We start from the raw sequence: 23,193 nt of genomic DNA, 5'->3' as shown, positions 1-23,193 counted from the left end.
CGGACGGCGAGGGCGCCGCCGGTTCAGGGCGACACGCGGTCCCGCAGGGCGGTCTGCCAGGCCGGGGAGGGCGGGGCCGGCTCGGTCTCGGGGCGGCGGCCGCCCTGGGCGAAGAAGTCGACCAGGGGCAGCAGGGCCGCGCCGACCGTGACGGCCTCGGGGCCGAGGGTGCCCAGGCCGATGCCGGTGCGGCTGGCCGGGTACCGCAGGGCGTACGCGCGGGCGTAGCCGGTCACGGTCTCCAGGAAGCGGGTGCCGAGCTGGAGGCCGGCCCAGCCGCCGACGAGGATGCGCTCGGGCTGGAAGAGGTTGATGAGGTCGGCGAACCCCGCGCCGAGGAACTCCGCGGTCTCCTCCAGGACCGCGAGGGCGGTGGCGTCGGGGGCGGTCCCGGCGCCGGCCGGGTACGCGGCGGCGAGCATCGCCGTCAGGGCCGTCTCCTCGTCCGTGCCCTCCGGAGGCCTCCCGCCCGCCTCCCGCCAGCGTTCCAGGAGCGCCTCCGCGCCCGCGTACGCCTCCAGGCAGCCCTGCGAGCCGCAGCGGCAGCGGCGCCCCCTCACCCGTACGGTCAGATGGCCCCATTCGAGGGCCCGGCCGGGGCCCATGGGGTCGGTGACCACGCAGGCGCCGACGCCGGAGCCGAAGAGCACGACGACGGCGCTGCGGGCGCCGCGCCCGGCGCCGAACCACATCTCGGCCTGGCCGAGGGTCTTGGCGCCGTTGTCGATCCGGTACGGCACCGAGGCCGGCAGCTCCACGTGCTCGCGCAGCAGGCGTTCCAGGGGCACGGCGTCCCAATCGACGGTCTGGCCGTGCACGACCGCGCCGTCCTCCGGGGTCCGGGCCACGATGCCGGGCACGCCGACGCCGACGCCGAGCAGGAGCTCGGCGGGCACCTCGGCGGTCCGCAGCACCTCCGCGATGCCCTCCCGCAGGTGCGCCACGACGAGGTCGACGTCGTACCGCGCGGTGCGCGGCCCGGAGCTCGCCAACGGGCGCTCGGTGCGCGCGAGTTCGGTGAGGGCGAGGTCGAACAGCTCGATCCTGATCCGGGTCTCGCCGATGTCGACGCCGATCATGAAGCCGCTGCCGGGGGAGATCCGGAGCAGGGTGCGGGGGCGCCCGCCGGCCGAGTCGACGCTGCCGGCCTCCTCGACCAGGCCCTCCGCGACGAGTTCGGCGACCACGTTGCTGACCGAACCGGAGCTGAGCCCGGTCGCGGGGCCCAGCGTGAGCCGGCTCATCGGTCCGTCGAAGTACAGCCTGCGCAGAACGGCGGTGCGGTTCTCGCGCCGCAGGTCACGCACCGTGCGGCCACTTCTCGCGTGCACTCTGGTCCCCGTCTCTCATGTCGTTCGTTTCAACATACCCGCAGTACAAGCCTTGACGCGACCTTCTCATGGGGTTTAACTCACATCCTAAATTAAGCCGATGTTACGGAGAGCGGTCCAGGGGCTCCCCGTACCGGCCCTTCCCTCGTCCCTGAAAGGGCCCAGGAGCCATGCGCAGAATCAGAGCCGCTGTCACCGGTGCCGTCACGCTCTCCCTCGTCCTCACCGCCACCGCCTGCGGCGGGGGAGAAGACAGCGGGTCGTCCCCGAAGACCCTCACCTACTGGGCCTCCAACCAGGGCGCCAGCCTGGAGGTCGACAAGAAGGTCCTGCAGCCCGAGCTCGACCAGTTCGAGAAGGAGACCGGGATCAAGGTCAAGCTGGAGGTGATCCCGTGGTCCGACCTCCTCAACCGGATCCTCACCGCGACCACCTCCGGCCAGGGCCCCGACGTCCTCAACATCGGCAACACCTGGAGCGCCTCCCTGCAGTCCACCGGGGCGCTGCTGCCCTGGGACGCCAAGAACTTCGAGGCCGTCGGCGGCAAGGACCGCTTCGTCGACTCCGCGCTCGGCTCCACCGGCGTCTCCGGCAAGGACCCGGCCGCCGTCCCGCTCTACTCCATGGCCTACGCGCTCTACTACAACAAGCAGCTCTTCAAGGAAGCGGGCATAGCCAAGCCGCCGACCACCTGGGACGAGGTGGCCGAGGCCGGCAAGAAGCTCGGTGCGAAGGGCAAGAACGGCATCGGCGTCGAGGGCTCCAACCTCTCCAACAACATCCACCAGGTCTTCGTCCTCGGCAAGCAGCACGGAGCCGACTTCTTCACCGCCGACGGCAAGCCCGACTTCACCTCCGACGGCGCCGTCGCCGCCGTCAAGCAGTACGTCGACCTCATGGCCGCCCAGAAGATCGTGGCCCCCGGCAACGCCGAGTACTCCCAGAACCAGTCCCTCAGCGACTTCGCCAAGAACAAGACCGGCATGGTCCTGTGGCAGACCCCGTCGCAGACCTTCTCCGCGCAGGGCATGGGCCCCGAGGAGTGGGGCGTCGCCCCCGCCCCCGTCCCGTCCGGCAAGCCCGGCCAGGGCAAGCAGACCAACTCGATGGTCGCCGGCATCAACCTCGCCGTCTTCAAGAACACCAAGAACCTCGACGGCGCCCTGAAGTTCGTGAAGTACATGACGAGCGACGAGGAGCAGATCGTCCTCAACAAGGCGTACGGCTCGGTCCCGCCGGTCAAGGGCGCCCAGAAGGACGCCGCGTTCGCCGACCCCTCGCTCACCGTCATCCGCGACACCCTCTCCACCAGCGCCGCCGCCCTGCCGCAGGTCCCCGAGGAGTCCCAGTTCGAGACCGTCGTCGGCACCGCGGTCAAGGAGCTCTTCGCCGACGCCGCCGCCGGCCGTCCGGTCACCACGGAGTCCGTCAAGGCCAAGCTCGAAAAGGCCCAGCAGCAGATGCCCAAGAAGTAGGCCGCCCCACCATGACCGAAACCGTCGTCACTCCTCCGAGTGAGCGGACGGTGCGCAAGGCCGCACCCGGAGAGGCGCGCACCCCGCGCCGCTCCGGGCGCCGCCGCGTCGCACTGCCGTACCTGCTGCTCCTGCCCGCCCTGCTCCTCGAACTCCTCGTCCACCTCGTCCCGATGCTCATGGGCATCACCATGAGCTTCCGCGAGCTCACCCAGTTCTACATCCGGAACTGGTCCGAGGCGCCCTGGACGGCGTTCGACAACTACAGCGTCGCGATCGACTTCGACGCCCCCGTCGGGCAGGCGCTCCTCAAGTCCTTCCTGACGACCTGCCTGTTCACCGTCCTCTCCGTGGGCCTGTGCTGGCTCCTCGGAACGGCCGCCGCGGTCTTCCTCCAGGAGAACTTCCGGGGCCGGGCGTTCCTGCGGACCCTGTTCCTCGTCCCGTACGCCCTGCCGGTCTACGCGGCCGTCATCACCTGGGCGTTCATGTTCCAGCGGGACAACGGCGTCATCAACCACGTCCTGCACGACCAGCTCGGCATCGGCGACAGCCCCGCCTTCTGGCTCATCGGCGACAACAGCTTCTGGGCCCTGCTGATCGTCTCCGTCTGGAAGGGCTGGCCCTTCGCCTTCCTCACCGTCATGGCGGGACTCCAGAACATCCCCCGGGACATGTACGAGGCCGCCGCCCTCGACGGCGCCGGCGTGTGGAAGCAGATCCGGCACATCACCCTGCCGTCCCTGCGCTCCGTCAACCAGGTCCTCGTCCTCGTCCTCTTCCTGTGGACGTTCAACGACTTCAACACGCCGTTCGTGCTCTTCGGCAAGGCGGCCCCCGAAGCCGCCGACCTGATCTCGCTCCACATCTACCAGTCGTCCTTCCAGACGTGGAACTTCGGCACCGGCTCGGCCATGTCCGTACTGCTGCTGCTCTTCCTCCTCGTCGTCACGGGCGTCTACCTCCTGCTCACCACCCGCGGAAGGAAGACCTCCGATGTCTGAGCACGCGGCCCGCCGCACGCCCGTCCGGTCGCCCATGGCGGCACCCCGCTCGTTCCTCTGGACCCGGCGGATCTTCCTCACCCTGCTCACCGGCTTCGTCGTCCTGCCGGTGTACGTGATGGTCTCCAGCTCCCTCAAGCCCCTCAAGGACGTCTCGGGGAAGTTCGAGTGGATCCCCTCCGGGCTCACGCTCCGGCCCTACTTCGACATCTGGGAGACCGTCCCGCTCGCCGACTACTTCGTGAACTCGATCGTCGTCGCGGGCGCGGCCACGGTGTTCTCGGTGATCGTCGCGATCTTCGCCGCGTACGCCGTCAGCCGCTACTCCTTCCGCGGCAAGCGGGTCTTCACGGTGACGGTCCTGTCGACGCAGATGTTCCCCGGCATCCTCTTCCTGCTGCCGCTCTTCCTCATCTACGTCAACCTCGGCAACGCCACCGGCATCGCCCTGTTCGGCTCCCGCGAAGGGCTGATCCTCACCTATCTGACCTTCTCGCTGCCGTTCTCCATCTGGATGCTGACCGGCTACTTCGACTCGATCCCGCGCGAACTCGACGAAGCGGCCAAGGTCGACGGCTGCGGGCCGATCAAGGCGCTGTTCCGCGTGATCATCCCGGCCGCGACGCCCGGCATCGTCGCCGTCGCGATCTACGCCTTCATGACGGCCTGGGGCGAGGTCCTCTTCGCCTCGGTCATGACCAACGACACCACGCGCACCCTCGCCGTCGGGCTCCAGGGCTACGCCACCCTGAACGACGTCTACTGGAACCAGGTGATGGCCGCCTCCCTCGTGGTGAGCGTCCCCGTCGTCGTCGGGTTCCTGCTCCTCCAGCGCTACCTCGTCGCCGGCCTCACCGCGGGTGCGGTCAAGTGACGTCCCTCTCCACACCGACCACGAAGAGGTTCCCCGTGTCCGAATCCACCGGTTCCCGCCCCGCGCTCGACCTGGACGCCTTCCCGCCGTCCTTCGCCTGGGGCACGGCGACCTCCGCCTACCAGATCGAGGGCGCCGTCACCGAGGACGGACGGGCCCCCTCCATCTGGGACACCTTCTCCCGGGTCCCCGGCGCGATCGACAACGGCGACCACGGCGACACCGCCTGCGACCACTACCACCGCTGGCCCGAGGACATCGCCCTGATGAAGGAGCTGGGCGCCGACACCTACCGGCTCTCCGTCGCCTGGCCCCGCGTCGTGCCCGGCGGCGACGGACCCGTCAACAAGGCCGGGCTCGACTTCTACGACCGGCTCGTCGACGGCCTCCTCGACGCCGGCATCACCCCCTCCGTCACCCTCTACCACTGGGACCTGCCTCAGGCCCTCCAGGACCGCGGCGGCTGGACCGTCCGCGAGACCGCCGAGCACCTCGCCGCCTACACCACCGCCGTCGCCGAGCGCCTCGGCGACCGCGTCACCCGCTGGGCCACCCTCAACGAACCGCTCTGCTCCGGCTGGATCGGCCACCTGGAGGGCCGGATGGCCCCGGGCCTCACCGACCTCACGGCCGCCGTCCACGCCTCGTACCACCTGCTGCTCGCCCACGGCCTCGCCACCCAGGCGCTGCGCGCCGCCGCCCCCGGCGCCCGGATCGGCCTGGTCACCAACCACTCCACCGTCGCGCCCGCCTCCGACCGGCCCGAGGACCTCGCCGCCGCGGCCCGCATGGACGGCCACACCAACCGCTGGTGGCTCGACCCGGTCTACGGCCGCGGCTTCCCCGCCGACATGCGCGAGCTGTACGGGGTCGAACTCCCCGAGCGGCCGGGCGACGCGGACGTCATCGCCGCCCCGCTCGACTGGCACGGCCTCAACTACTACTTCCCGGTCACCGTCGCCGACGACCCCGAGGGACCCGTCCCGCACGCCCGCGAGGTGCGCCTGCCCGACGTGCCCCGCAGCGGCATGGACTGGCAGATCGACGCCGGCGGCCTGGAGGCCCTCCTGCTGCGGCTCACCGAGGACTACGGCGTGCGCGAGCTGTACGTCACCGAGAACGGCTCGGCCTTCCCCGACGCCGTCGGTCCCGACGGCGCCGTCCACGACCCGGAGCGCACCGGCTACCTGGAGCAGCACCTCGCGGCCTGCGCCCGCGCCGTCCGCAAGGGCGTCCCGCTCGCCGGGTACTACGCCTGGTCCCTGCTCGACAACTTCGAGTGGGCCTACGGCTACGACAAGCGCTTCGGGCTCGTGCACGTCGACTACGCCACGCAGAAGCGGACCGTGAAGACGAGCGGTCGGCGGTACGCGGAGATCATCCGCGCCCACCGGGATGCCACCGCCGGCTGACCCGCGCCCCGCCCCGAGCCTCCGGAGGACCGCCCCGACACCACGGGGACGGCCCTCCGGAGGCCGACGCGCGTTCCCCCGCCCCTCCTCCCCGCAAGGAGCGCCCGTGTCCCGTCCACCGGAGCCCGGCAGCGACACCGACGACGCCGCCGGGCGGCTGCGGCACGCCCTCGGACCGGTGACCGCCGTCCGGGACACCGCCCTCGGCGGGGGCCTCTACAACTCCGTCCGCCTGCTCGAACTCGCCGACGGGCGGAGCCTGGTGCTCAAGACCGCGCCCCCGGCGGAGACCCCCTCCCTCACGTACGAGCAGGGCCTCCTCGGCACCGAGGCGCTCTTCCACCGCCTCGCCGCCGGCGCGGGCGTCCGGGTCCCCGCCGTCCTCCACCACGAGCCCGCCGGCCCCCGCACCCCCGCCGAGTGGCTGCTCCTCTCCCACCTCGACGGCACCACCTGGGACGCCGCCCGCGACCGGATCGCCCCGGCCGAACGCGCCGCGCTCCGCCGCGAACTGGGGGAGGCCCTGGCCCGTATCGCCTCCGTCACCGGCCCGGCCCACGGCTACCCGCGCCCGGCCGCCGGCCTCTCCGCCCCCGACTGGCCCACCGCCTTCACCGCCATGCTGCACGCCGTCCTCGCCGACGCGCACCGCTTCGGCGTCACCCTGCCCGCCCCGGCCGGGGACCTCGCCGGCCTGCCCCTGAGGTTCGGCCGCCGGCTCGCCGAGGTCCGCCGCCCCGCCCTCGTCCACTTCGACGCCTGGGAGGGCAACGTCCTCCTCGGCAGGACCGGGGACGACGGGTGGCGCCTGGCCGGCCTCATCGACGGCGAACGCGCCTTCTTCGGCGACCCCCTGGCCGAACTCGTCGGCCTCGACCCGCTCGGCACGGCCGAGGACGACCCCGACCTCATGGCCGGCTACCGCTCCGTCGCGCCCGTCCCGGCCCTCGGCACCGGCGCCCGGATCCGGCTCGCCCTCTACCGGGTCCACCTCGCCCTCGTCATGCGCGTGGAGGCCGTCCCCCGCGCCTACGACGGCGGCTTCGCGACCTGGCTCGACACCTGGTCCGCCGGCCGCGTCACGGAACAGCTCGCCGTGCTGGACGCCCTGGCCCGCTAGGACCCACCCGACCCTGATCCGCCGGACAGGCCCCAGGACCCGTCAGGCGGACTCGCGCACCACCAGGGCCGGTTCGAAGACCTTCGAGGCGGGCCCGGTCCGGGCGCCCTCCAGCTCCTCGACCAGGAGCCCGGCCATCGCCGCCGCCATGCCCTCCACCGGCTGGCGCACGGTGGTCAGCCGGGGCCGCGCCCCGCGCGCGACCACCGAGTCGTCGAAGCCCACGACGGCCACCGCGCCGGGGACGTCCACGCCCCGCTCGCGCAGGTACTCGCAGGCGCCCCGGGCCATCAGGTCGTTCGCGGCGAACACCGCGTCGACGTCCGGGTGTTCGGCCAGCAGCTCGGCCATGGCGGTCCGGCCGCTGTCGACCGAGAAGAGGCCCCGTACGACGGGCACGTCCGTCACGCCGCGGGCGGCGAACGCCCGGCGGAAACCGTCCAGGCGCGCCGCCGCCGCGGGGGCGGTGACCGGCGCGGCGATGGTGGCCGGGCGCCGCCGTCCGGCGGCCCACAGGTGCTCGGCGGCCAGCCGCGCCCCCGCATCGTTGTCGAGGTCCACGAAGCCGCACCGCTCCCCGCCGCGGGGCCTGCCGAAGAGGACCGTGGGGAGGCCCGCCGCCACGAGCATCGACGGCAGCGGGTCCTCGTCGTCGAGCGGCACCACGAGCGCCCCGTCGGCGGCCCCCTGCCGCAGGTACTCGACGAGCTGGGTCCTGGCCCGCTCCGACTCGGAGACGAGCAGCACCGGCTGGATCGCGCGCTCGCGCAGCACGGGCAGAACGCCGTCCACGACGCGTCCGAAGAACGGGTCGGAGAAGACCCGGGCGGCGAAGGCCCCGTCCGTCGCGGAGAGCACCAGGGCGACGGCCCCGGCCCGCCGCGTCACCAGGGAGCGGGCGGCCTGGTTGGGCGCGTAGCCGGTGCGGGCGATGGCGTCGCGCACGCTCCGCTGGATGTCGGGGGCCACGTTCCGCACCCCGTTGACGACCCGGGACACCGTGGCGCGCGACACCCCCGCCTCACGTGCGACGTCTTCCAGAGTCGGTACTCGATTCCCCACCTCCGCACTTTAACGGTGCCGCGTGTCCGGTGGGGGAACGGACCGGGTCCGGCCGGAACCCATCCGTGTCGTGACTTAATGAAAGCCAAAAGAAAAGTCGTGTCACACGCCTTGACCGTCAACTCGCCCTGCGGGCAAGGTTTCGGAGAGCGCTCTCCCACGTTTCCCCCATGTATCCCAGAGGAGACCCATGTCCTCCGTCGGGTCCCCGCCGGTCCTCCGGCGTCCCGCCCCAGCCGTCCGACGGGCCACCGTCGGCGCACTCGTCGCGTCCCTGGCCGGCGGCCTGCTCGCCCTCGCCCCCGCGACGACGGCCCAAGCGGCCCCCACCCTGCTCTCGCAGGGGAAGACCGCCACCGCCTCCTCCACCGAAGGCGCCGCCTTCTCCGCCTCCGCCGCCGTCGACGGCGACCTCGGCACCCGCTGGGCCAGCCAGTGGCAGGACGCCCAGTGGCTCCAGGTCGACCTCGGCCGCAGCGCCACGCTCAGCAGCGCCACCCTGCGCTGGGAGGCCGCCTACGGCAAGAGCTACCAGATCCAGGCCTCCGAGAACGGCACCGACTGGCGGACCGTCACCACCGTCAACGCCGGCGACGGGGGCACCGACGACGTCACCCTCTCCGGCACCGGCCGCTACATCCGCATGAACGGCGCGACCCGCGCCACCGGATACGGCTTCTCCCTCTGGGAGTTCCAGGTGTACGGCACCACCGACACCACCGGGCCCACCCTCCCCGGCGGCGGCGACCTCGGCCCCAACGTGCACGTCATCGACCCCTCCACCCCGAACATCCAGGGCAAGCTGGACCAGGTCTTCCAGCAGCAGGAGTCGGCCCAGTTCGGCTCCGGCCGGCACGCCTTCCTCTTCAAGCCCGGCACGTACAACGGCCTCAACGCCCAGATCGGCTTCTACACCCAGATCGCCGGCCTCGGACTGCGTCCGGGCGACACCACCATCAACGGCGACGTGACCGTCGACGCGGGCTGGTTCAACGGCAACGCCACCCAGAACTTCTGGCGCGGCGCCGAGGGCCTGACCCTCAACCCGGTCAACGGCACCAACCGCTGGGCCGTCTCGCAGGCGTCCTCCTTCCGCCGCATGCACGTCAAGGGCGGGCTCAACCTCGCGCCGAACGGCTACGGCTGGGCCAGCGGCGGCTACATCGCCGACTCGAAGATCGACGGCCAGGTCGGGAACTACTCGCAGCAGCAGTGGTACACCCGCGAGAGCTCCATCGGCGGCTGGTCCAACAGCGTCTGGAACCAGACCTTCTCGGGCGTCCAGGGCGCACCGGCGACCTCCTTCCCGGAGCCGCGCTACACCACGCTCGACACCACCCCGATCTCCCGGGAGAAGCCCTACCTCTACCTCGACGGCAACGAGTACAAGGTCTTCGCGCCCGCCAAGCGGACCAACGCGCGCGGCACCAGCTGGGCCAACGGCGCCCCGCAGGGCGAGTCCATCCCGCTGAGCCAGTTCTACGTGGTCAAGCCGGGCGCCACCGCCGCCACGATCAACCAGGCGCTGGAGCAGGGCCTGCACCTGCTCTTCACCCCGGGCGTCTACCACGTCGACCGGACGATCAACGTCAACCGCGCCAACACCATCGTGCTCGGCCTCGGCCTCGCCACGATCATCCCCGACAACGGCGTCACCGCGATGAAGGTCGCCGACGTCGACGGCGTCCGCCTCGCCGGCTTCCTGATCGACGCCGGCCCGGTCAACTCCTCGACCCTGCTGGAACTCGGCCCGCAGAACTCCTCCGCCGACCACGCCGCCAACCCCACCACCGTGCAGGACGTGTACATCCGCATCGGCGGCGCCGGCGCCGGCAAGGCCACCACCAGCATGGTCGTGAACAGCGACGACGCCATCATCGACCACACCTGGGTCTGGCGCGCCGACCACGGCGAGGGCTGGGGCTGGGAGACCAACCGCGCCGACTACGGCGTCCGGGTCAACGGCGACGACGTGCTCGCCACCGGCCTGTTCGTCGAGCACTTCAACAAGTACGACGTCGAGTGGTACGGCGAGCGCGGCCGCACGATCTTCTACCAGAACGAGAAGGCGTACGACGCCCCCAACCAGGCCGCCATCCAGAACGGCTCCACCAAGGGCTACGCCGCCTACCGCGTCGACGACTCCGTGAACACCCACGAGGCGTGGGGCCTCGGCAGCTACTGCAACTACAACGTCGACCCGACCATCGTCCAGGACCACGGCTTCAAGGCACCCGTCAAGCCGGGGGTGAAGTTCCACAGCCTCCTGGTGGTGTCCCTCGGCGGCATGGGCCACTACAACCACGTCATCAACGACACCGGGGCCTCCACCATCCCCGCGGGCACCTCCACCGTGCCGTCCACCGTCGTCTCCTTCCCCTGACGGTCCCGCCCGGGGGCGCCCCCCCCCCCCCCGCCCCGCCCCCCCCCCCCCCCGGGGGGGGGGGGGGGGGGCCCCCCGGCCCCCCCCCCGCCCCCCCCCCCCCCCCCCCACCCCCGGGGCCCCCCCCCCGGGGCCGCCCCCGGTGGTCGCCTCCCCCTGCGGGCCCGGCGGGGCCGCCCCCCCCGGGCGCGCCCCGGCCCCCCACTCCTTCCGGGCGGCGTTCCAGGTCCCCGCCGCGCCGCCCGGAAGGCACCCCCTCCACCACCCGTCCAGGAGCCCCCATGACCACCGCCCCGACCTCACGGAGGCGGGCCCGCACCACGGCCTCGCTCGTCTCCCTCGGAGCCCTCCTCGCCACCTCCGCAACCGTCCTGACCGCGGCGCCCGCCACTGCCGCCGAAACCCTCCTCTCCCAGGGGAAGACCGCCACCGCCTCCTCGACCGAGGGCGCCGCCTACGGCGCGTCCGCCGCCGTCGACGGCGACCTCACCGGCACCCGCTGGGCCAGCCAGTGGAGCGACGACCAGTGGATCCAGATCGACCTCGGCGCGAGCGCGGACGTCAGCCGCGTCGTCCTGAACTGGGAGGGCGCCTACGGCAAGGCCTACGACATCCAGCTCTCCGACAACGGCACCGACTGGCGCACCGTCAGGTCCGTCACCGCCGGCGACGGCGGCACCGACGACCTGACGCTCTCCGGCACCGGCCGCCACGTACGCCTCAAGGGCGTCGCCCGCGCCACCGGATACGGCTACTCCCTCTGGGAGTTCCGCGTCTACGGCAACGGCGGCACCACCCAGCCCGGCCCCGGCGGCGCCGTCCGGGTCACCGGCTCGCAGGGCAACTGGCAGCTGACCGTCGGCGGACAGCCGTACACGGTCAAGGGCCTCACCTGGGGCCCGTCGATGGCCGACGCCCCCCGCCACATGCCCGACCTGAGGTCCATGGGCGTCAACACCGTCCGGACCTGGGGGACCGACGCCTCCAGCAAGCCCCTGCTCGACGCGGCGGCGGCCAACGGCCTCAAGGTGATGAACGGCTTCTGGCTCCAGCCGGGCGGCGGACCGGGATCCGGTGGCTGCGTCAACTACGTGACCGACACCGCCTACAAGAACACCATGCTCACCGAGTTCGCCAAGTGGGTCGACACCTACAAGTCCCACCCGGCCACCCTCATGTGGAACGTCGGCAACGAGTCCGTCCTCGGCCTGCAGAACTGTTACGGCGGCGCCGAACTCGAAGCCCAGCGCAACGCGTACACCACCTTCGTCAACGACGTCGCCAAGAGGATCCACGCCATCGATCCCGACCACCCGGTGACCTCCACCGACGCCTGGACCGGAGCCTGGCCGTACTACAAGCGCAACGCGCCCGACCTCGACCTGTACTCGATGAACTCCTACGGCGACGTCTGCAACGTGCAGCGGGACTGGCAGCAGGGCGGTTACACCAAGCCGTACCTCATCACCGAGGGCGGCCCCGCCGGCGAGTGGGAGGTCCCCGACGACGCCAACGGCGTCCCCGACGAGCCCACCGACGTCCAGAAGGCCGACGGCTACACCAAGGCCTGGAACTGCGTCACCGGCCACCGGGGCGTCGCCCTCGGCGCCACCCTCTTCCACTACGGCCTCGAACACGACTTCGGCGGCGTCTGGTTCAACCTCCTCCCCGACGGCCTCAAGCGCCTCTCGTACTACGCCGTCAAGAAGGCCTACACCGGCTCCACCACGGGCGACAACACCCCGCCCGTCATCACGAACATGACCGTCAGCCCGGCCTCCGCCGCCCCGGCGGGACGCGAGTTCACGGTCCGCGCCGACATCCGCGACCCCGACGGCGACCCGGTCACCCCCAAGATCTACCTCAGCGGGAACTACGCCAACGGCGACAAGCGGCTCGTCGACGCGCAGTGGCGCTCCACCGGCAACGGCACCTTCGCCGTCACCGCGCCCGAGAAGCTCGGCGTGTGGAAGGTCTACGTCCAGGCCGAGGACGGACGCGGCAACGCCGGCATCGAGACCAAGTCCGTGAAGGTCGTCGCCCCGCCCGTCACCGGCACCAACATCGCCCTGGGCAGGCCCACCACCGCCTCCTCCTCCCAGGCCTCCTACGGCGACTGCCCCTGCCCCGCCTCCAACGCCACCGACGGCAACACTGGGACACGCTGGGCCAGCGACTGGAGCGACCCGCAGTGGATCCAGGTCGATCTCGGCTCGGTCCGCTCCTTCAACCGGCTCCAGCTCGTCTGGGACCCCGCCTACGCCAAGTCCTACGAGGTCCAGGTCTCCGACAACGGCACGACCTGGCGCACCGTCCACACCACCACCACGGGCAATGGCGACATCGACACCATCGAGACCGCCACCACCGCCCGCTACGTCAAGCTCCAGCTCACCGCGCGCGGCACCGGCTGGGGCTACTCGCTCCACGAGTTCGGCGTCTACGCCTGACGGCTCCGGACCCCCATGACGGGTGGCGGGGCCCGCCGCTCGGCCCCGCCGCCCCGGCACCACCGCACGGGACCCATCACACCAGTCGCGTGGCGTCCTCGCGTTCACGCGAAACCACCCCCACGGGCAGGAGATCCCCATGAGATCGAGTCCGAAGCGGCTCTCCGTACTCCTCGTCAGCACCGCCCTCATCGCCGGCGCCCTCGGCATCGGCACCATGGCCTCGGCCTCCGACCCGGCGCCCGGCGTCCCCTCCGCCGTCGCCGCTGCGGCCAACCACACCGGCCACCGGATGGCCGCCTCCACGCAGGCCTCGGGCGACGACGCCGACGGGGACGGTTACATCCCGGCCGTACCCCAGGTCACCGGCGTCGTCCCGTCCACGGCCACCCCGCCCCCGGCCTACCACCACGAGTTCCAGGCCGGCTGCTCCGTCACCCACACCGCGCCGGACGACCCGATCGTCTACCCGGGCCAGTTCGGCAAGTCCCACGACCACACGTTCATGGGCAACACCTCCACCAACGCCGCCAGCACCACCGGCTCGCTCTACGGAGGGAACACCACCTGCAAGGCGCCCGCGGACGCCTCCGCGTACTGGATGCCCTCGCTCTACAAGGGCGACCAGAAGATCCTGCCCGTGGGCCCGCAGGTCATCTACTACAAGGCGGGCGTGACCGACTACCGGAGCGTGCGGCCCTTCCCGAAGGGGCTGCGGTTCGTCGTCGGCAACCCGATGCAGACCGCCCAGGAGTTCCGGTCCCACAAGGGGTTCGTCGAGGGCTGGGAGTGCGGTGACAGCTTCTTCAACACCGACATCCCGGCGAACTGTCCGAGCCGGCCCGACGTCCAGCTCAACCTGCGCATGCAGGCCCCCAGCTGCTGGGACGGGAAGTACCTCGACACCCCGAACCACCAGAGTCACATGGCCTACCCGGTGGTCAAGCCCGGCACCAACGACAACATGTGCCCGGCCTCCCACCCGGTCGCCCTGCCGATGATCGAGTTCAAGATGGCGTGGCCGGTCAACGGCGACATGAGCCAGGTCCGCCTGGCCAGCGGTCGCGGCTACTCCTTCCACTACGACTTCTTCAACGCGTGGGAGGAGCGCACCCTCAAGGCCCTGGTCGACCACTGCATCGTCGGCGGCCTGCAGTGCGACACCCGGGGCTTCGACCTGTACCGCCCCGAACGCGGTGTCGTGCTGAACGAGGACCACCGCCTGCCCTGATCCGATGACCCGACGACCCGCGCACGATCCTCGCACGGTCCGGACGCCCGTTCTACGGCGTCCGGGCCGTGCCCGTGCGGCCGGGGAGGGGCCCGCGCATGATCCAGTACCCCCGGGGCGCCTTTTACGGGACAATCCTTGGTGAGCCGCACGTCGTCACCGGAAGGCTCGTCCCCCATGACACGAACCCGTCGCACACGCCTCGCCGTCGCGACCGCCGCGGCGGCCCTCGTGGCCCTCGGCTGCGGTCCCCTCCCGGACGGCCCGGCGGGCGCCACGACCGCCCCGCCCACGGTCGGTGAGCCGGCGACGGCCCCCTCCGCCACTCCCCGTACCGACCCCGTCACGGCGACGACCGCCCCCGCCGCGCCGTCCCCCTCGCCCGTCCCCGAGGCCCGCCCGCGCCGCGCCGAGCTGGACATCCCGTCCATCGGGGTGGCCGACCTGCCCGTCCTCCCGTACGAGGGCACCAGCGACGACCGGGCCGGCACGCGGATCCAGGACCGCGGGGTGGCGGCGAGCCCCCACGGCGACCGGGGCGGGGCCGGACCGGGCGACGTCGGCAACTACCTCGTGACCGCGCACCGGCTCTCGGCCGGCGGACCCCTGCGCCTGCTCCCCGAGGTCGAGGAGGGCGACACGGTCGTCGTGACGGCCGACGACGCCGTGTACGAGTACCGGATCGTCGACACCCGCTCGACGTCCTTCCGGTCCGCCGCCTCCCTCGCCGAACAGCGCGCCCCGGTCCCCGGGAAGCCGGGCGAGCGGCCCACCCGGGCGATGATCACCCTCTCCACCTGCGCCACGCCCGAGGACGACGCGGCCGGCAACCACTGGCGGGACGCCCTGGGCAACCCGGAGCACCGCATCGACAAGATCGGCGTCCTCGTCGCCACCCGCCCGTCCGCGAACGGCCCCTAGGGGATGTCCGCCACGTGCGCGGGCCAGGTGAGCCACACGTACGCCACCGGCTGGACGGCGTTCCACTCGGCGGCCGCCTCCGGGTCCACCCGGACGAAGCCCGCCCCCTCGTAGCAGCGCAGCGCGCCGGCGTTGTCCGGGTGGACCCGCAGGAAGACGTCGTCGAAACCGGCGTCGCGGGCCCGCTCCAGGAGCGCCCCCACCAGGACCCGCCCCACGCCCCGGCCGCGCGCCGCCGGGGCCACGACGACGCGCGCCAGCTCTGCCTCGTCCTCCTCGGCGTCCGTCCACACCTCGCCGTACCCGAGCACGGCCTCGGCCCCGGCTCCGGTCCCGGTCCCGTCCTCGGCCTCGACGAGGAGGTACCCGTGGACCTCCGGGTCCTCCTGCCACCCGGCCACGGTCTCCTCCGTCACGGGGAACTCCCGACGCCCGCACCACAGGAGGACCTCCTCGGGCGAGGCGGGCCAGCCCGCCACGGTGGCGGCGTGTTCCGCGGTGAAGGGCAGCAGGTCCATGGCGCGTTCCTCGGGGGTTCGGTGTCCGGGCGGGCCGACCCTACGCGGTCCCGCGCGGCCCGCGCCGGGCCGGGGCCCTCAGACGCCGATCAGGTGCTCCTCGTGCGACGGCAGGGTCTCCTCCCCGGCCTCGCTCCGGACCACGAGGACGGCCGTCGTGTCGTCGTCCAGGCCGTGGGCGCCGAAGCGGGCCAGGTCCTCCTTGAGGAGGTCCGGGATCCGGTCGGCCGGCTCGGCCGCCCAGCCGCGCATCCGCCGCTCCAGGGGGTAGAAGGCGCCGTGGCGGTCCCGGGTCTCGCTCACGCCGTCGGTGAACATCAGCATCCGGTCGCCGGGGGCGAACGGCACCTCGTCCACCGTGAAGGGCGCGTCGACCGGGACCGGCAGGTGGATCGGCACGGACGGCGAGGACAGCTCGACCGTGCGCACGACCGCGCCGCGCTGGACGACCGGAGCCGGATGGCCGCAGCTCAGGAGCCGTACGACCGGCTCGTCGTCGGGGATCTCGGCGAGCAGGACGGTCGCGAAGCGGTCGGCCGCCGTCGACTCCGGCGCCCTCTCCGCGTAGCGGGCCATGCTCGCCTCCAGGCGCTCCGCGATCGCGGGCAGACCGGGGGCCGTGTACGCGGCCTCGCGGAAGGAGCCGAGCAGCAGCGAGGCGGCCTCCACGGCCGCGAGCCCCTTGCCCTGGACGTCCCCGAGCATGATCCGTACGCCGCCCCGGACCTTCAGGGCCTTGTAGAAGTCGCCGCCGACGTGCGCGCCGGCCGCGGACGCCTCGTACAGCAGCCGCAGTTCGACGCCGCCGAGGCGCCGGGGCAGCGGGCGCAGCACCGCCCGCTGGGCGGTCTCGGCGACCTCGCTCACCCGGCGCAGCTCCACCTCCCGCCGCCGGCGGGCCTGGCTGGAGAGGGCCGCGGCCAGGGTGACGACGGCCAGGACCGTCTGGCCGGCCAGGAGGGCGGGGAGGAGCCGATCGCCCCGGCCCACGCCGAGCAGCGCGGTCGCCCCCATCGCCAGTGCGCCGACCGCGAGCGTGCCCCGGGCGCCCCAGGTCACCGCGGCGAGCGCGGGGGCGGCGACGAGGAAACGGTCGAACCGCTCCTCCGGCGCGGTGAGGACGTCGGCGAGCGGGGCGGCCACCAGCACCAGGAAGGGCAGCGCCCGGCCGAGGAGGTAACGGAACTCCGCCGGGCGGCGGGGGCCGCGGCGAGCGGGGCGGGCGGGGCGGGCGGGGCGAGCGGATTCGGCCGTACCGGCCCGGTCGACCGCTCCGGTCGTACGGGCCGCTCCGGTCGTACGGGTCGTACGGGCCGCGTCGGCCGGTCCGGTCCGGTTCGTGTCCGGGGATCCGTGCACCTCGCCGCTCCTTCCTGGGGCTCCGGGGCCGTCGCGCGTGGCATCGGGCCGTCGTGCCCACCTTCCACCCGCCCGGGGACCCGGCGGCAGGTACCCAAGGCCTCCGGACCCGGGACCTCCGGCCCGGGACCTTCGGCCCGCTCCCTCCGGCCCCGCCCCGGTCCGGTCAGGGCGCCACGTGGTAGTACCGCGTGCACGCGAGGACCATGCCGTCGTCGGTGATGCTGAAGAAGTCGACGAAGTGCAGCTCCCGCCCGCCGGCGTCCGGGTCGACGCACCGGCCGGCGGCCACCACGCTGCGGTTCTGGGCGACGAGGCGGTCGATCTCGTGGCGGCCCCTCGGCGGGGTGTGGCCGAGCCGGGCGCGCAGGACCGCCGTACGGCCCCGGACCGGGGGCATGCCGGGCAGCTCGAACACCACGCCGTCGTGCAGCAGGGAGGCGCACGCGTCCAGGTCGCCGGCGTCGAGGTAGTCGTAGACGAGACGGACGTGGTCGACGCCCGCGGCGGTGACCAGGTCGACCTGGCCCGGCAGCCCGATGGTGGTGTCGTCGTGGAGGTTCAACGGCTGAGCCCCTTTCACTCTCGGTGCAGGATTCTGGGGGGCGTCACCAACTCCGGGTTATCACCCCTCTATCTCCGACCGGGATCTTCACGGCATGGACAGAGCGGGGGTGGATGTGGAGACTGTCCTCACTTGGGTCTCAAGTGTCAACTCATTTGTTTCGTGGGGGAATCGGTGACTGACGGCGCAGGTGAGAGAGACCCGGGGCTCCCGGACGTGTCGCGCCTCCCCTTCCGGCTCCTCGGACCGCTCCAGGTGCACGGCCCCGACGGGCCCCTGCGGGTGCCGCCCGGCCGCCAGGAGGTGATCCTCGCGGCCCTGCTCCTCGACGCCAACCGGGTCGTCGGCACCCACCACCTCGTGGACCTCATCTGGGAGGACAACCCGCCGGAGACCGCCCGCACCCAGGTGCAGATCTGCGTGTCGCGCCTGCGGAAACTGCTGACCGGGGCCGACGGGGAGGCCACGATCACGACCCGGCCCCCGGGCTACGTGCTGCACACCGAGGCGGGCAACGTGGACGCGGCGCTCTTCACCGGCCTCGTGTTACGGGCCCGGCGGCTGCGCGACCAGGGCTCCCCCCGGGAGGCCGTGGGCCTGCTGAGGAGCGCGGTGACGCTGTGGCAGGGCGAGTGCCTGTCCGGCCTCGACGGCGGCCCGCTGGCCAACCGGGCGCGCCAGCTCAACGAGGAACGGCTGACCGCCACCGAACTCCGCATCCAGCTCGAACTCGAACTCGGCCAGTACGACCGGCTCGTGGGCGAACTCCAGATGCTCACCCACGAACACCCGCTGCGGGAGAAGCTGCGCGGCCAGCTCATCCAGGCGCTGTACTGGTCGGGCCGGCAGGCCGAGGCCCTGGAGGCCTTCCGGACCGGCCGGCGGATCCTCGCCGACGAACTGGGCCTGGAGCCCGGCCGGGAACTCCGCGAACTGGAGTCGGCGATCCTGGCCGGCGCACTGCCCCCGCCCACCGGTGCCGGGGCCGACGCGAGACCGGCCCGCCCGCCCGTGGGCGCGCACCGCGACCGGGTGCGCGCGACGGCCCCCGACGCGCCCGTGGCGAACGAAGGGGCCGAGCCCCCGGAGACCGACGGCCCGGCCGCCTCCGCACCGGAACCCGCCCCTGCCCCCGAGACCGTGCGCCAGGACACCGTTCCGCACCAACTCCCCGCAGCGGTGGCTGACTTCGTGTCGGACGACGCCCGGACCGCCGCTCTGGAGCGGGCGCTGACCGGGGGACCGGACCGCACCACCGTCGGACTCGCCGCCATCACCGGCAAACCGGGCACCGGCAAGTCGACCCTTGCCGTGCACGTCGCCCACACCCTGGCCGAGACCGGCTTCCCCGACGGACAGCTCTACTGCGACCTGCGCGGCACCACCGGCGCCCCGGCCACCCCCGCCGAGGTGCTCGGCCGCTTCCTCCGGGCCCTCGGCATCCCCGGCCAGCTCATCCCGGAGACCCTGGACGAGCGCGCCGAGATGTACCGCACCCGCCTCGCCTCCCGCCGGGTCCTCGTGGTCCTCGACGACGCGGCCGGCGAGGGCCAGGTGCTGCCGCTGCTGCCCGGCAGCCGCGGCTGCGCCGTCCTCGTCACCGGCCGGGCCCGCCTCACCGCGCTCCCCGGCGCCCACCGGGTCGAACTGGACGTCCTCGACGAGGACATGGCCCTCGAACTGCTCTCCAGGATCGTCGGCCGGGAACGGGTCGCCGGAGAGGCCCAGGCGGCACAGGCCCTGGTCCGCACGGTCGGACGCCTCCCGCTGGCCCTGCGGATCGTGGCCGCCCGGCTCGCCGCGCGCCCCCACTGGACCCTCGCCTCCATGGTGCAGCGCCTCGCCAACGAACGGCACCGCCTCGACGAACTGACGCACGGCGAGATGACGATGCGGGCCAGCCTCTCCCTCACGTACGAAGGGCTCGGCCCGGACGACCGTCGGCTGCTGCGGCTCCTCAGCATGGCCCAGGCGCCGACCCTCCCGAGCTGGCTGGCGGGCGCCCTGCTCGACGACCGCCGCCCCTTCCCCTCGGACCTCATGGAACCGCTCGTCGACGTGCAGATGCTGGACGTCGACGGGGTCGAGCGCACCGGCGGCTTCCGCTACCGCTTCCACGAGATCATCCGGGTGTACGCGCGGGAACAACTCGCCGCGCACCACCCGCCGGAGGTGCGCCGGGAGGCACTGGCCCGGATGGCGGGCGGCTGGATGCACCTCACCCAGCAGGCCCACCGCAAGGTGTACGGCGGCGACTTCACCGTCCTGCACGGCGACGCCCCGCGCTGGGAGCCCCCCGCCTCGTACACCGAGGAGGTCCTGGCCGACCCGCTCTCCTGGCTCGACGCGGAGCAGACCGCGCTGTGCCGGATGGTCGAGCACGCCGCCGACGAAGGACTCCACGACCTGAGCTGGGACCTCGCCACCTCCCTGGTCACGCTCTTCGAGGTGCGGGGCCACTACGACCTGTGGGAGCAGACGCACCTCAAGGCCCTGGCCGCGGTCCGCAAGGCGGGCAACCTGCGGGGCACCGCCGCCGTGCGCGCGTCGCTCGGCTCGCTCTACATGAGCCGCAGCCAGTACGACACGGCGCGCCAGGCGCTGACCTCGGCGCTCGACGTCTTCCAGGCGCTCGACGAGCCCCGGGGCGAGGCGCTGTGCCGCCGCGACATGGCGCTCATCGCGCGCACCAACGGCGACGACGCCTCGGCGTTGGAGCTGTACCGGAGGTCCCTGGCCGACTTCGACCGGGCCGGCGACGTGGTGGGCCGGGCCATCGTCCTGACCCAGAGCGCCCACATCCGGATGCGCCAGGGGGAGATCGACGCGGCGCAGACGCAGCTGGACGAGGCGCTGGAGATCTACGAGGGGGTCGGCTACACCGGCGGCAGGGCGCGCACCCTGCGCCGGGTCGGACAGCTGCTCCTCGAACAGGGACGGAGCGACCTGGCGGTCCTGACCTTCACCGAAGTGCTGGAACTCTGCCGGGACTCCGGCGACGTGATCGGCGAGGGGCACCTGCTGCGCGACCTCGGTCACGCGTTCGCCGTGATGGGCCGTCCCGACCGGGCCAGGGACTTCTACGACCGGGCCGTGGCCGCGCGGGAGGAGATCATGGACCTGAGCGGCGGTGCGCTGGTGCGTCTGGACCTCGCCCGGCTCGTCGAGGAGCCGGGGCGTTCCCGGGAACTGCTCGCTCCGGCCGTCGAGGTCTTCCGGGAGCGGCGGATGGGGCGGGAACTGGCGGAGGCGAAACGATTGCTCGGAGCCGGCTGACGCGGTGGGGAGCCGGTGTCGCGGGGGCGGTCGGTGACCGTGCCGGGTCGGTGGTCGTACGAGGCCGGTGGCCGTACCGGGTCAGTGGCCGTACCGGGTCGGTGACCGCACTGGGTCGGTGACCGCACTGGGCCGGTGGTCGTACTGGGCCGGTGGCCGTACGGGGTCAGTCCCAGGGGTTGTTGTCGGTGGTGGCCGCGGTGCCTGCCGTGCCCGTGGTGGTGCCCGTGCCGGCGGTGCCGCCGTTCCCGTTCTCGTAGGGGGCCACCGTCGTCGTGCCCGTGGGCTCGTCCGCCCAGCTCGCCTGGGCGCCGACGCCGGTCACGAGCACGATCATCGCGGAGGCGACGGCGGTGCGGAGGGCGGTGCGGGCGGCGGTGGTCTTCGACATCGGATTCTCCCTGGTGGTGAGCGGCGCTTCCTTGTGACCACCACGCTAGGAACGACCGGATTCACGGGACCGTCCGCTGTCTTATCACCCCACTATCACGGACCCCTATCACGGGACTCGAAGACGGCCGGAGCCCGCGCCCGTCGGAGCCCGTTCCGCCGTCACCGCACCCAATGCACCGCCCTCACCTGGGGGTTAGCCGTGAAGATGCCCCCTGGATAGCCCCGTCCCCACGATGGAGAGCAGCAGACGGCGAGGCCTTGCGCCGGCCGGCGGCCCGACCGGGACGCCGCCAGGGCCCCGCCCCGACCCGACCAGTGGGGGCTTTTCATGGCGACGACCATTCTTTCCCCGGAGGGCACCACCGCGGCCACCGCCGCACTCGGCACCCTCATACGCGGCCACCGGCTCCGCATCGGCCTGACCCAGCGCGAGCTGGCCGACCTCTCCACCATCAGCGTGCGCGCCATCCGCGACCTGGAGAAGGGCAAGGCCCAGCGGCCGAGGACCGACACGGTCCGCCTGATCGCCGACGCCCTGCGCCTCGGGCCCCGGGCCCGCACGGCCCTGGAGGAGGCGGTGCGGCGCGGCCACCGGGGCGGCGGCGTCCCGCACCTGCCCCTGGAGCGCTCGGCACCGCCCGTACCCCTGCACCCGCTGATCGAACGGCGGGCCGAGGCCGCCGTCATCGCGGAGGAGCTCCGCTCCGGGGCCGAACGGCTCGTCACCGTCGTGGGCCTGAGCGGCGTCGGCAAGACGAGACTCGCCCTGGAGGCGGCGGCCAGACTCCACGACGCCGGCCTCCCCGTGCTGTGGCACACCGCCCCCGGGGCGGTCGCCGACTGCCTGCCGGCCGACGACGACCCGCTCGCCGCCCCGATCGCCGACTGCGCCGGCTTCCTGCACGGCGACGGACCGTCCGACGCCGTCCCCGCCGTGCTCACCGGCCTGCTCGGCGACCGCGGGGCGCTCCTCGTCCTCGACGGCGCCGACACCGGACGGCTCGACTTCCAGCGCCTCGGCCGCCTCCTGCGCGAACTGCCCGGACTGCGCCTGCTCGTCACCGCCGACACGCCCTGGAACGTCCCCGGCGAACGCCTCTTCCTCCTCGCGCCCCTGGAGGCGCCGGCCCCGTCCGGCGGCGCCCGCCCCGACGCCCCCGCCACCCGGTTCTTCCTCGACCGGCTCCGCCGCGTCCGCCCCGACATCGTCCCCGACGACCGGGCCCTGACGGACGTCGCCTGGGTCTGCCACCGCCTCGACGGACACCCGCTCGCCCTCGCCGCGGCCGCCTCCTGGCTCACCGTCTGCGACCTGCCCACCCTGCGCGGCATCGTCGAGTCCGACCCCGCCCCGCTCCTCGACCACCTGGCCGACGGCCGCTCCGGCTCCCACCTCAGGGAGAGCGTCGGCCGGACCCTGGCCGGGCTGCCCGCCGGCCACCGGAGCCTGATCACCGAACTGTGCGCCGCCGACCGGGACGAATTCCTCCTGGAGGACGTCGTCCGGCTGACCGGCCTGCCCCTGCCGCACTGCGGGCGCATGGTCCGCGACCTGCTGGTCGGCGGCGTGATCCGGTCCAGCACGGATGGCGGCCGCTCCGCGTTCCGCGTGCTGTGCGTCGTACGGGCCGTCGCCTCGGCGACCGCGTGCGCACCGACGGCCGGTGCCCCCGCTCCTGCCGGAACCGCTGCCGCCTGACTGCCGCCGCGCTGCCGAACCGCTCGTGGACCGCCGGAGCAACTGCCGCTCCCGGCCCGCGCCCACGGGTTGTATGGCCACTGCCCCGCCCCCAGCCGCCGCGCCTTCCTCCCCAGCCGC

Annotated in this window: 17 protein-coding genes; 11 read left to right on the top strand and 6 right to left on the bottom strand. The window is 73.1% G+C overall.

The window, feature by feature from the left end:
- Positions 1–23 precede the first annotated feature (23 nt).
- Positions 24–1,331, bottom strand: coding sequence for an ROK family protein (locus ACWGSR_RS32430; protein ID WP_453571988.1), 1,308 nt, complete (start codon positions 1,329–1,331; stop codon positions 24–26).
- Between the two features lie 170 nt (positions 1,332–1,501).
- Between ACWGSR_RS32430 and ACWGSR_RS32425 the strand changes: the two genes are divergently transcribed.
- The 5 genes from ACWGSR_RS32425 to ACWGSR_RS32405 all read left to right on the top strand — a co-directional run bounded on the left by ACWGSR_RS32425 (position 1,502) and on the right by ACWGSR_RS32405 (position 7,216).
- Positions 1,502–2,806: an ABC transporter substrate-binding protein gene (locus ACWGSR_RS32425; protein ID WP_376244410.1), complete on the top strand. Its 1,305-nt coding sequence runs from the start codon at positions 1,502–1,504 to the stop codon at positions 2,804–2,806.
- 11 nt (positions 2,807–2,817) lie between these two features.
- Positions 2,818–3,810, top strand: a complete 993-nt coding sequence (locus ACWGSR_RS32420; RefSeq protein WP_366372732.1) for a carbohydrate ABC transporter permease — start codon at positions 2,818–2,820, stop codon at positions 3,808–3,810.
- A 34-nt stretch (positions 3,811–3,844) separates the two neighbouring features.
- A complete protein-coding gene (locus ACWGSR_RS32415; protein ID WP_053648696.1) occupies positions 3,845–4,684 on the top strand; it encodes a carbohydrate ABC transporter permease in 840 nt (279 codons plus the stop codon).
- Between the two features lie 35 nt (positions 4,685–4,719).
- Positions 4,720–6,096, top strand: coding sequence for a GH1 family beta-glucosidase (locus ACWGSR_RS32410; RefSeq protein ID WP_453571984.1), 1,377 nt, complete (start codon positions 4,720–4,722; stop codon positions 6,094–6,096).
- 106 nt (positions 6,097–6,202) lie between these two features.
- Positions 6,203–7,216 carry a phosphotransferase family protein gene (locus tag ACWGSR_RS32405; RefSeq protein ID WP_453571981.1) on the top strand — a complete coding sequence of 338 codons (1,014 nt, stop codon included), beginning with the start codon at positions 6,203–6,205 and terminating at the stop codon, positions 7,214–7,216.
- A 42-nt stretch (positions 7,217–7,258) separates the two neighbouring features.
- Here the strand turns inward: ACWGSR_RS32405 and ACWGSR_RS32400 are convergent, their stop codons facing one another.
- On the bottom strand, positions 7,259–8,278 hold the full coding sequence (locus ACWGSR_RS32400; RefSeq protein WP_453571978.1) for a LacI family DNA-binding transcriptional regulator: 1,020 nt from the start codon (positions 8,276–8,278) through the stop codon (positions 7,259–7,261).
- 190 nt (positions 8,279–8,468) lie between these two features.
- Between ACWGSR_RS32400 and ACWGSR_RS32395 the strand changes: the two genes are divergently transcribed.
- The 4 genes from ACWGSR_RS32395 (at position 8,469) to ACWGSR_RS32380 (ending at position 15,263) form a co-directional block, all read left to right on the top strand.
- Positions 8,469–10,661 (top strand): discoidin domain-containing protein, encoded by a 2,193-nt coding sequence (locus tag ACWGSR_RS32395; protein WP_453571974.1) that lies wholly within the window; start codon positions 8,469–8,471, stop codon positions 10,659–10,661.
- 281 nt (positions 10,662–10,942) lie between these two features.
- Positions 10,943–13,111 carry a discoidin domain-containing protein gene (locus ACWGSR_RS32390; protein ID WP_453571971.1) on the top strand — a complete coding sequence of 723 codons (2,169 nt, stop codon included), beginning with the start codon at positions 10,943–10,945 and terminating at the stop codon, positions 13,109–13,111.
- A gap of 139 nt (positions 13,112–13,250) precedes the next feature.
- Entirely contained in the window at positions 13,251–14,342 is a 1,092-nt protein-coding gene (locus ACWGSR_RS32385) for a DUF1996 domain-containing protein (protein WP_376247216.1), read from the top strand.
- 177 nt (positions 14,343–14,519) lie between these two features.
- Positions 14,520–15,263, top strand: a complete 744-nt coding sequence (locus ACWGSR_RS32380; protein ID WP_376247219.1) for a class E sortase — start codon at positions 14,520–14,522, stop codon at positions 15,261–15,263.
- On the opposite strand, the gene ACWGSR_RS32375 is transcribed toward ACWGSR_RS32380, so the two are convergent.
- From ACWGSR_RS32375 to ACWGSR_RS32365, 3 genes are all read right to left on the bottom strand, one after another.
- Positions 15,260–15,781, bottom strand: a complete 522-nt coding sequence (locus ACWGSR_RS32375) for a GNAT family N-acetyltransferase (protein ID WP_453571967.1) — start codon at positions 15,779–15,781, stop codon at positions 15,260–15,262. The genes ACWGSR_RS32380 and ACWGSR_RS32375 overlap by 4 nt on opposite strands.
- A gap of 78 nt (positions 15,782–15,859) precedes the next feature.
- Entirely contained in the window at positions 15,860–17,140 is a 1,281-nt protein-coding gene (locus ACWGSR_RS32370; RefSeq protein ID WP_453571965.1) for a PP2C family protein-serine/threonine phosphatase, read from the bottom strand.
- A 166-nt stretch (positions 17,141–17,306) separates the two neighbouring features.
- Positions 17,307–17,705 carry a nuclear transport factor 2 family protein gene (locus ACWGSR_RS32365; RefSeq protein WP_376243544.1) on the bottom strand — a complete coding sequence of 133 codons (399 nt, stop codon included), beginning with the start codon at positions 17,703–17,705 and terminating at the stop codon, positions 17,307–17,309.
- Between the two features lie 216 nt (positions 17,706–17,921).
- Here ACWGSR_RS32365 and ACWGSR_RS32360 point away from each other — a divergent pair, with 216 nt between their 5' ends.
- Positions 17,922–20,981, top strand: coding sequence for an AfsR/SARP family transcriptional regulator (locus ACWGSR_RS32360; RefSeq protein ID WP_453571961.1), 3,060 nt, complete (start codon positions 17,922–17,924; stop codon positions 20,979–20,981).
- A gap of 166 nt (positions 20,982–21,147) precedes the next feature.
- Here the strand turns inward: ACWGSR_RS32360 and ACWGSR_RS32355 are convergent, their stop codons facing one another.
- Positions 21,148–21,372 carry a hypothetical protein gene (locus ACWGSR_RS32355; RefSeq protein WP_453571959.1) on the bottom strand — a complete coding sequence of 75 codons (225 nt, stop codon included), beginning with the start codon at positions 21,370–21,372 and terminating at the stop codon, positions 21,148–21,150.
- Positions 21,373–21,702: 330 nt separating this feature from the next.
- On the opposite strand from ACWGSR_RS32355, the gene ACWGSR_RS32350 reads away from it, so the two are divergent.
- On the top strand, positions 21,703–23,073 hold the full coding sequence (locus ACWGSR_RS32350) for a helix-turn-helix domain-containing protein (RefSeq protein WP_376243552.1): 1,371 nt from the start codon (positions 21,703–21,705) through the stop codon (positions 23,071–23,073).
- Positions 23,074–23,193: the final 120 nt, after the last annotated feature.

This window comes from Streptomyces sp. NPDC055632, from assembly GCF_053618675.1.
Note: the sequence above shows the minus strand (reverse complement) of the source record. Positions and strands in the feature narration are given on the sequence as shown.

Bases quoted from the DNA above. Each gene is read 5' to 3' on its own strand.
- ACWGSR_RS32425 (WP_376244410.1), top strand. From the start codon at position 1,502: ATGCGCAGAATCAGAGCCGCTGTCACCGGTGCCGTCACGCTCTCCCTC.
- ACWGSR_RS32420 (WP_366372732.1), top strand. From the start codon at position 2,818: ATGACCGAAACCGTCGTCACTCCTCCGAGTGAGCGGACGGTGCGCAAG.
- ACWGSR_RS32415 (WP_053648696.1), top strand. From the start codon at position 3,845: ATGGCGGCACCCCGCTCGTTCCTCTGGACCCGGCGGATCTTCCTCACC.
- ACWGSR_RS32395 (WP_453571974.1), top strand. From the start codon at position 8,469: ATGTCCTCCGTCGGGTCCCCGCCGGTCCTCCGGCGTCCCGCCCCAGCC.
- ACWGSR_RS32390 (WP_453571971.1), top strand. From the start codon at position 10,943: ATGACCACCGCCCCGACCTCACGGAGGCGGGCCCGCACCACGGCCTCG.
- ACWGSR_RS32385 (WP_376247216.1), top strand. From the start codon at position 13,251: ATGAGATCGAGTCCGAAGCGGCTCTCCGTACTCCTCGTCAGCACCGCC.
- ACWGSR_RS32380 (WP_376247219.1), top strand. From the start codon at position 14,520: ATGACACGAACCCGTCGCACACGCCTCGCCGTCGCGACCGCCGCGGCG.
- ACWGSR_RS32375 (WP_453571967.1), bottom strand. From the start codon at position 15,781: ATGGACCTGCTGCCCTTCACCGCGGAACACGCCGCCACCGTGGCGGGC.
- ACWGSR_RS32355 (WP_453571959.1), bottom strand. From the start codon at position 21,372: ATGTCGAAGACCACCGCCGCCCGCACCGCCCTCCGCACCGCCGTCGCC.
- ACWGSR_RS32350 (WP_376243552.1), top strand. From the start codon at position 21,703: ATGGCGACGACCATTCTTTCCCCGGAGGGCACCACCGCGGCCACCGCC.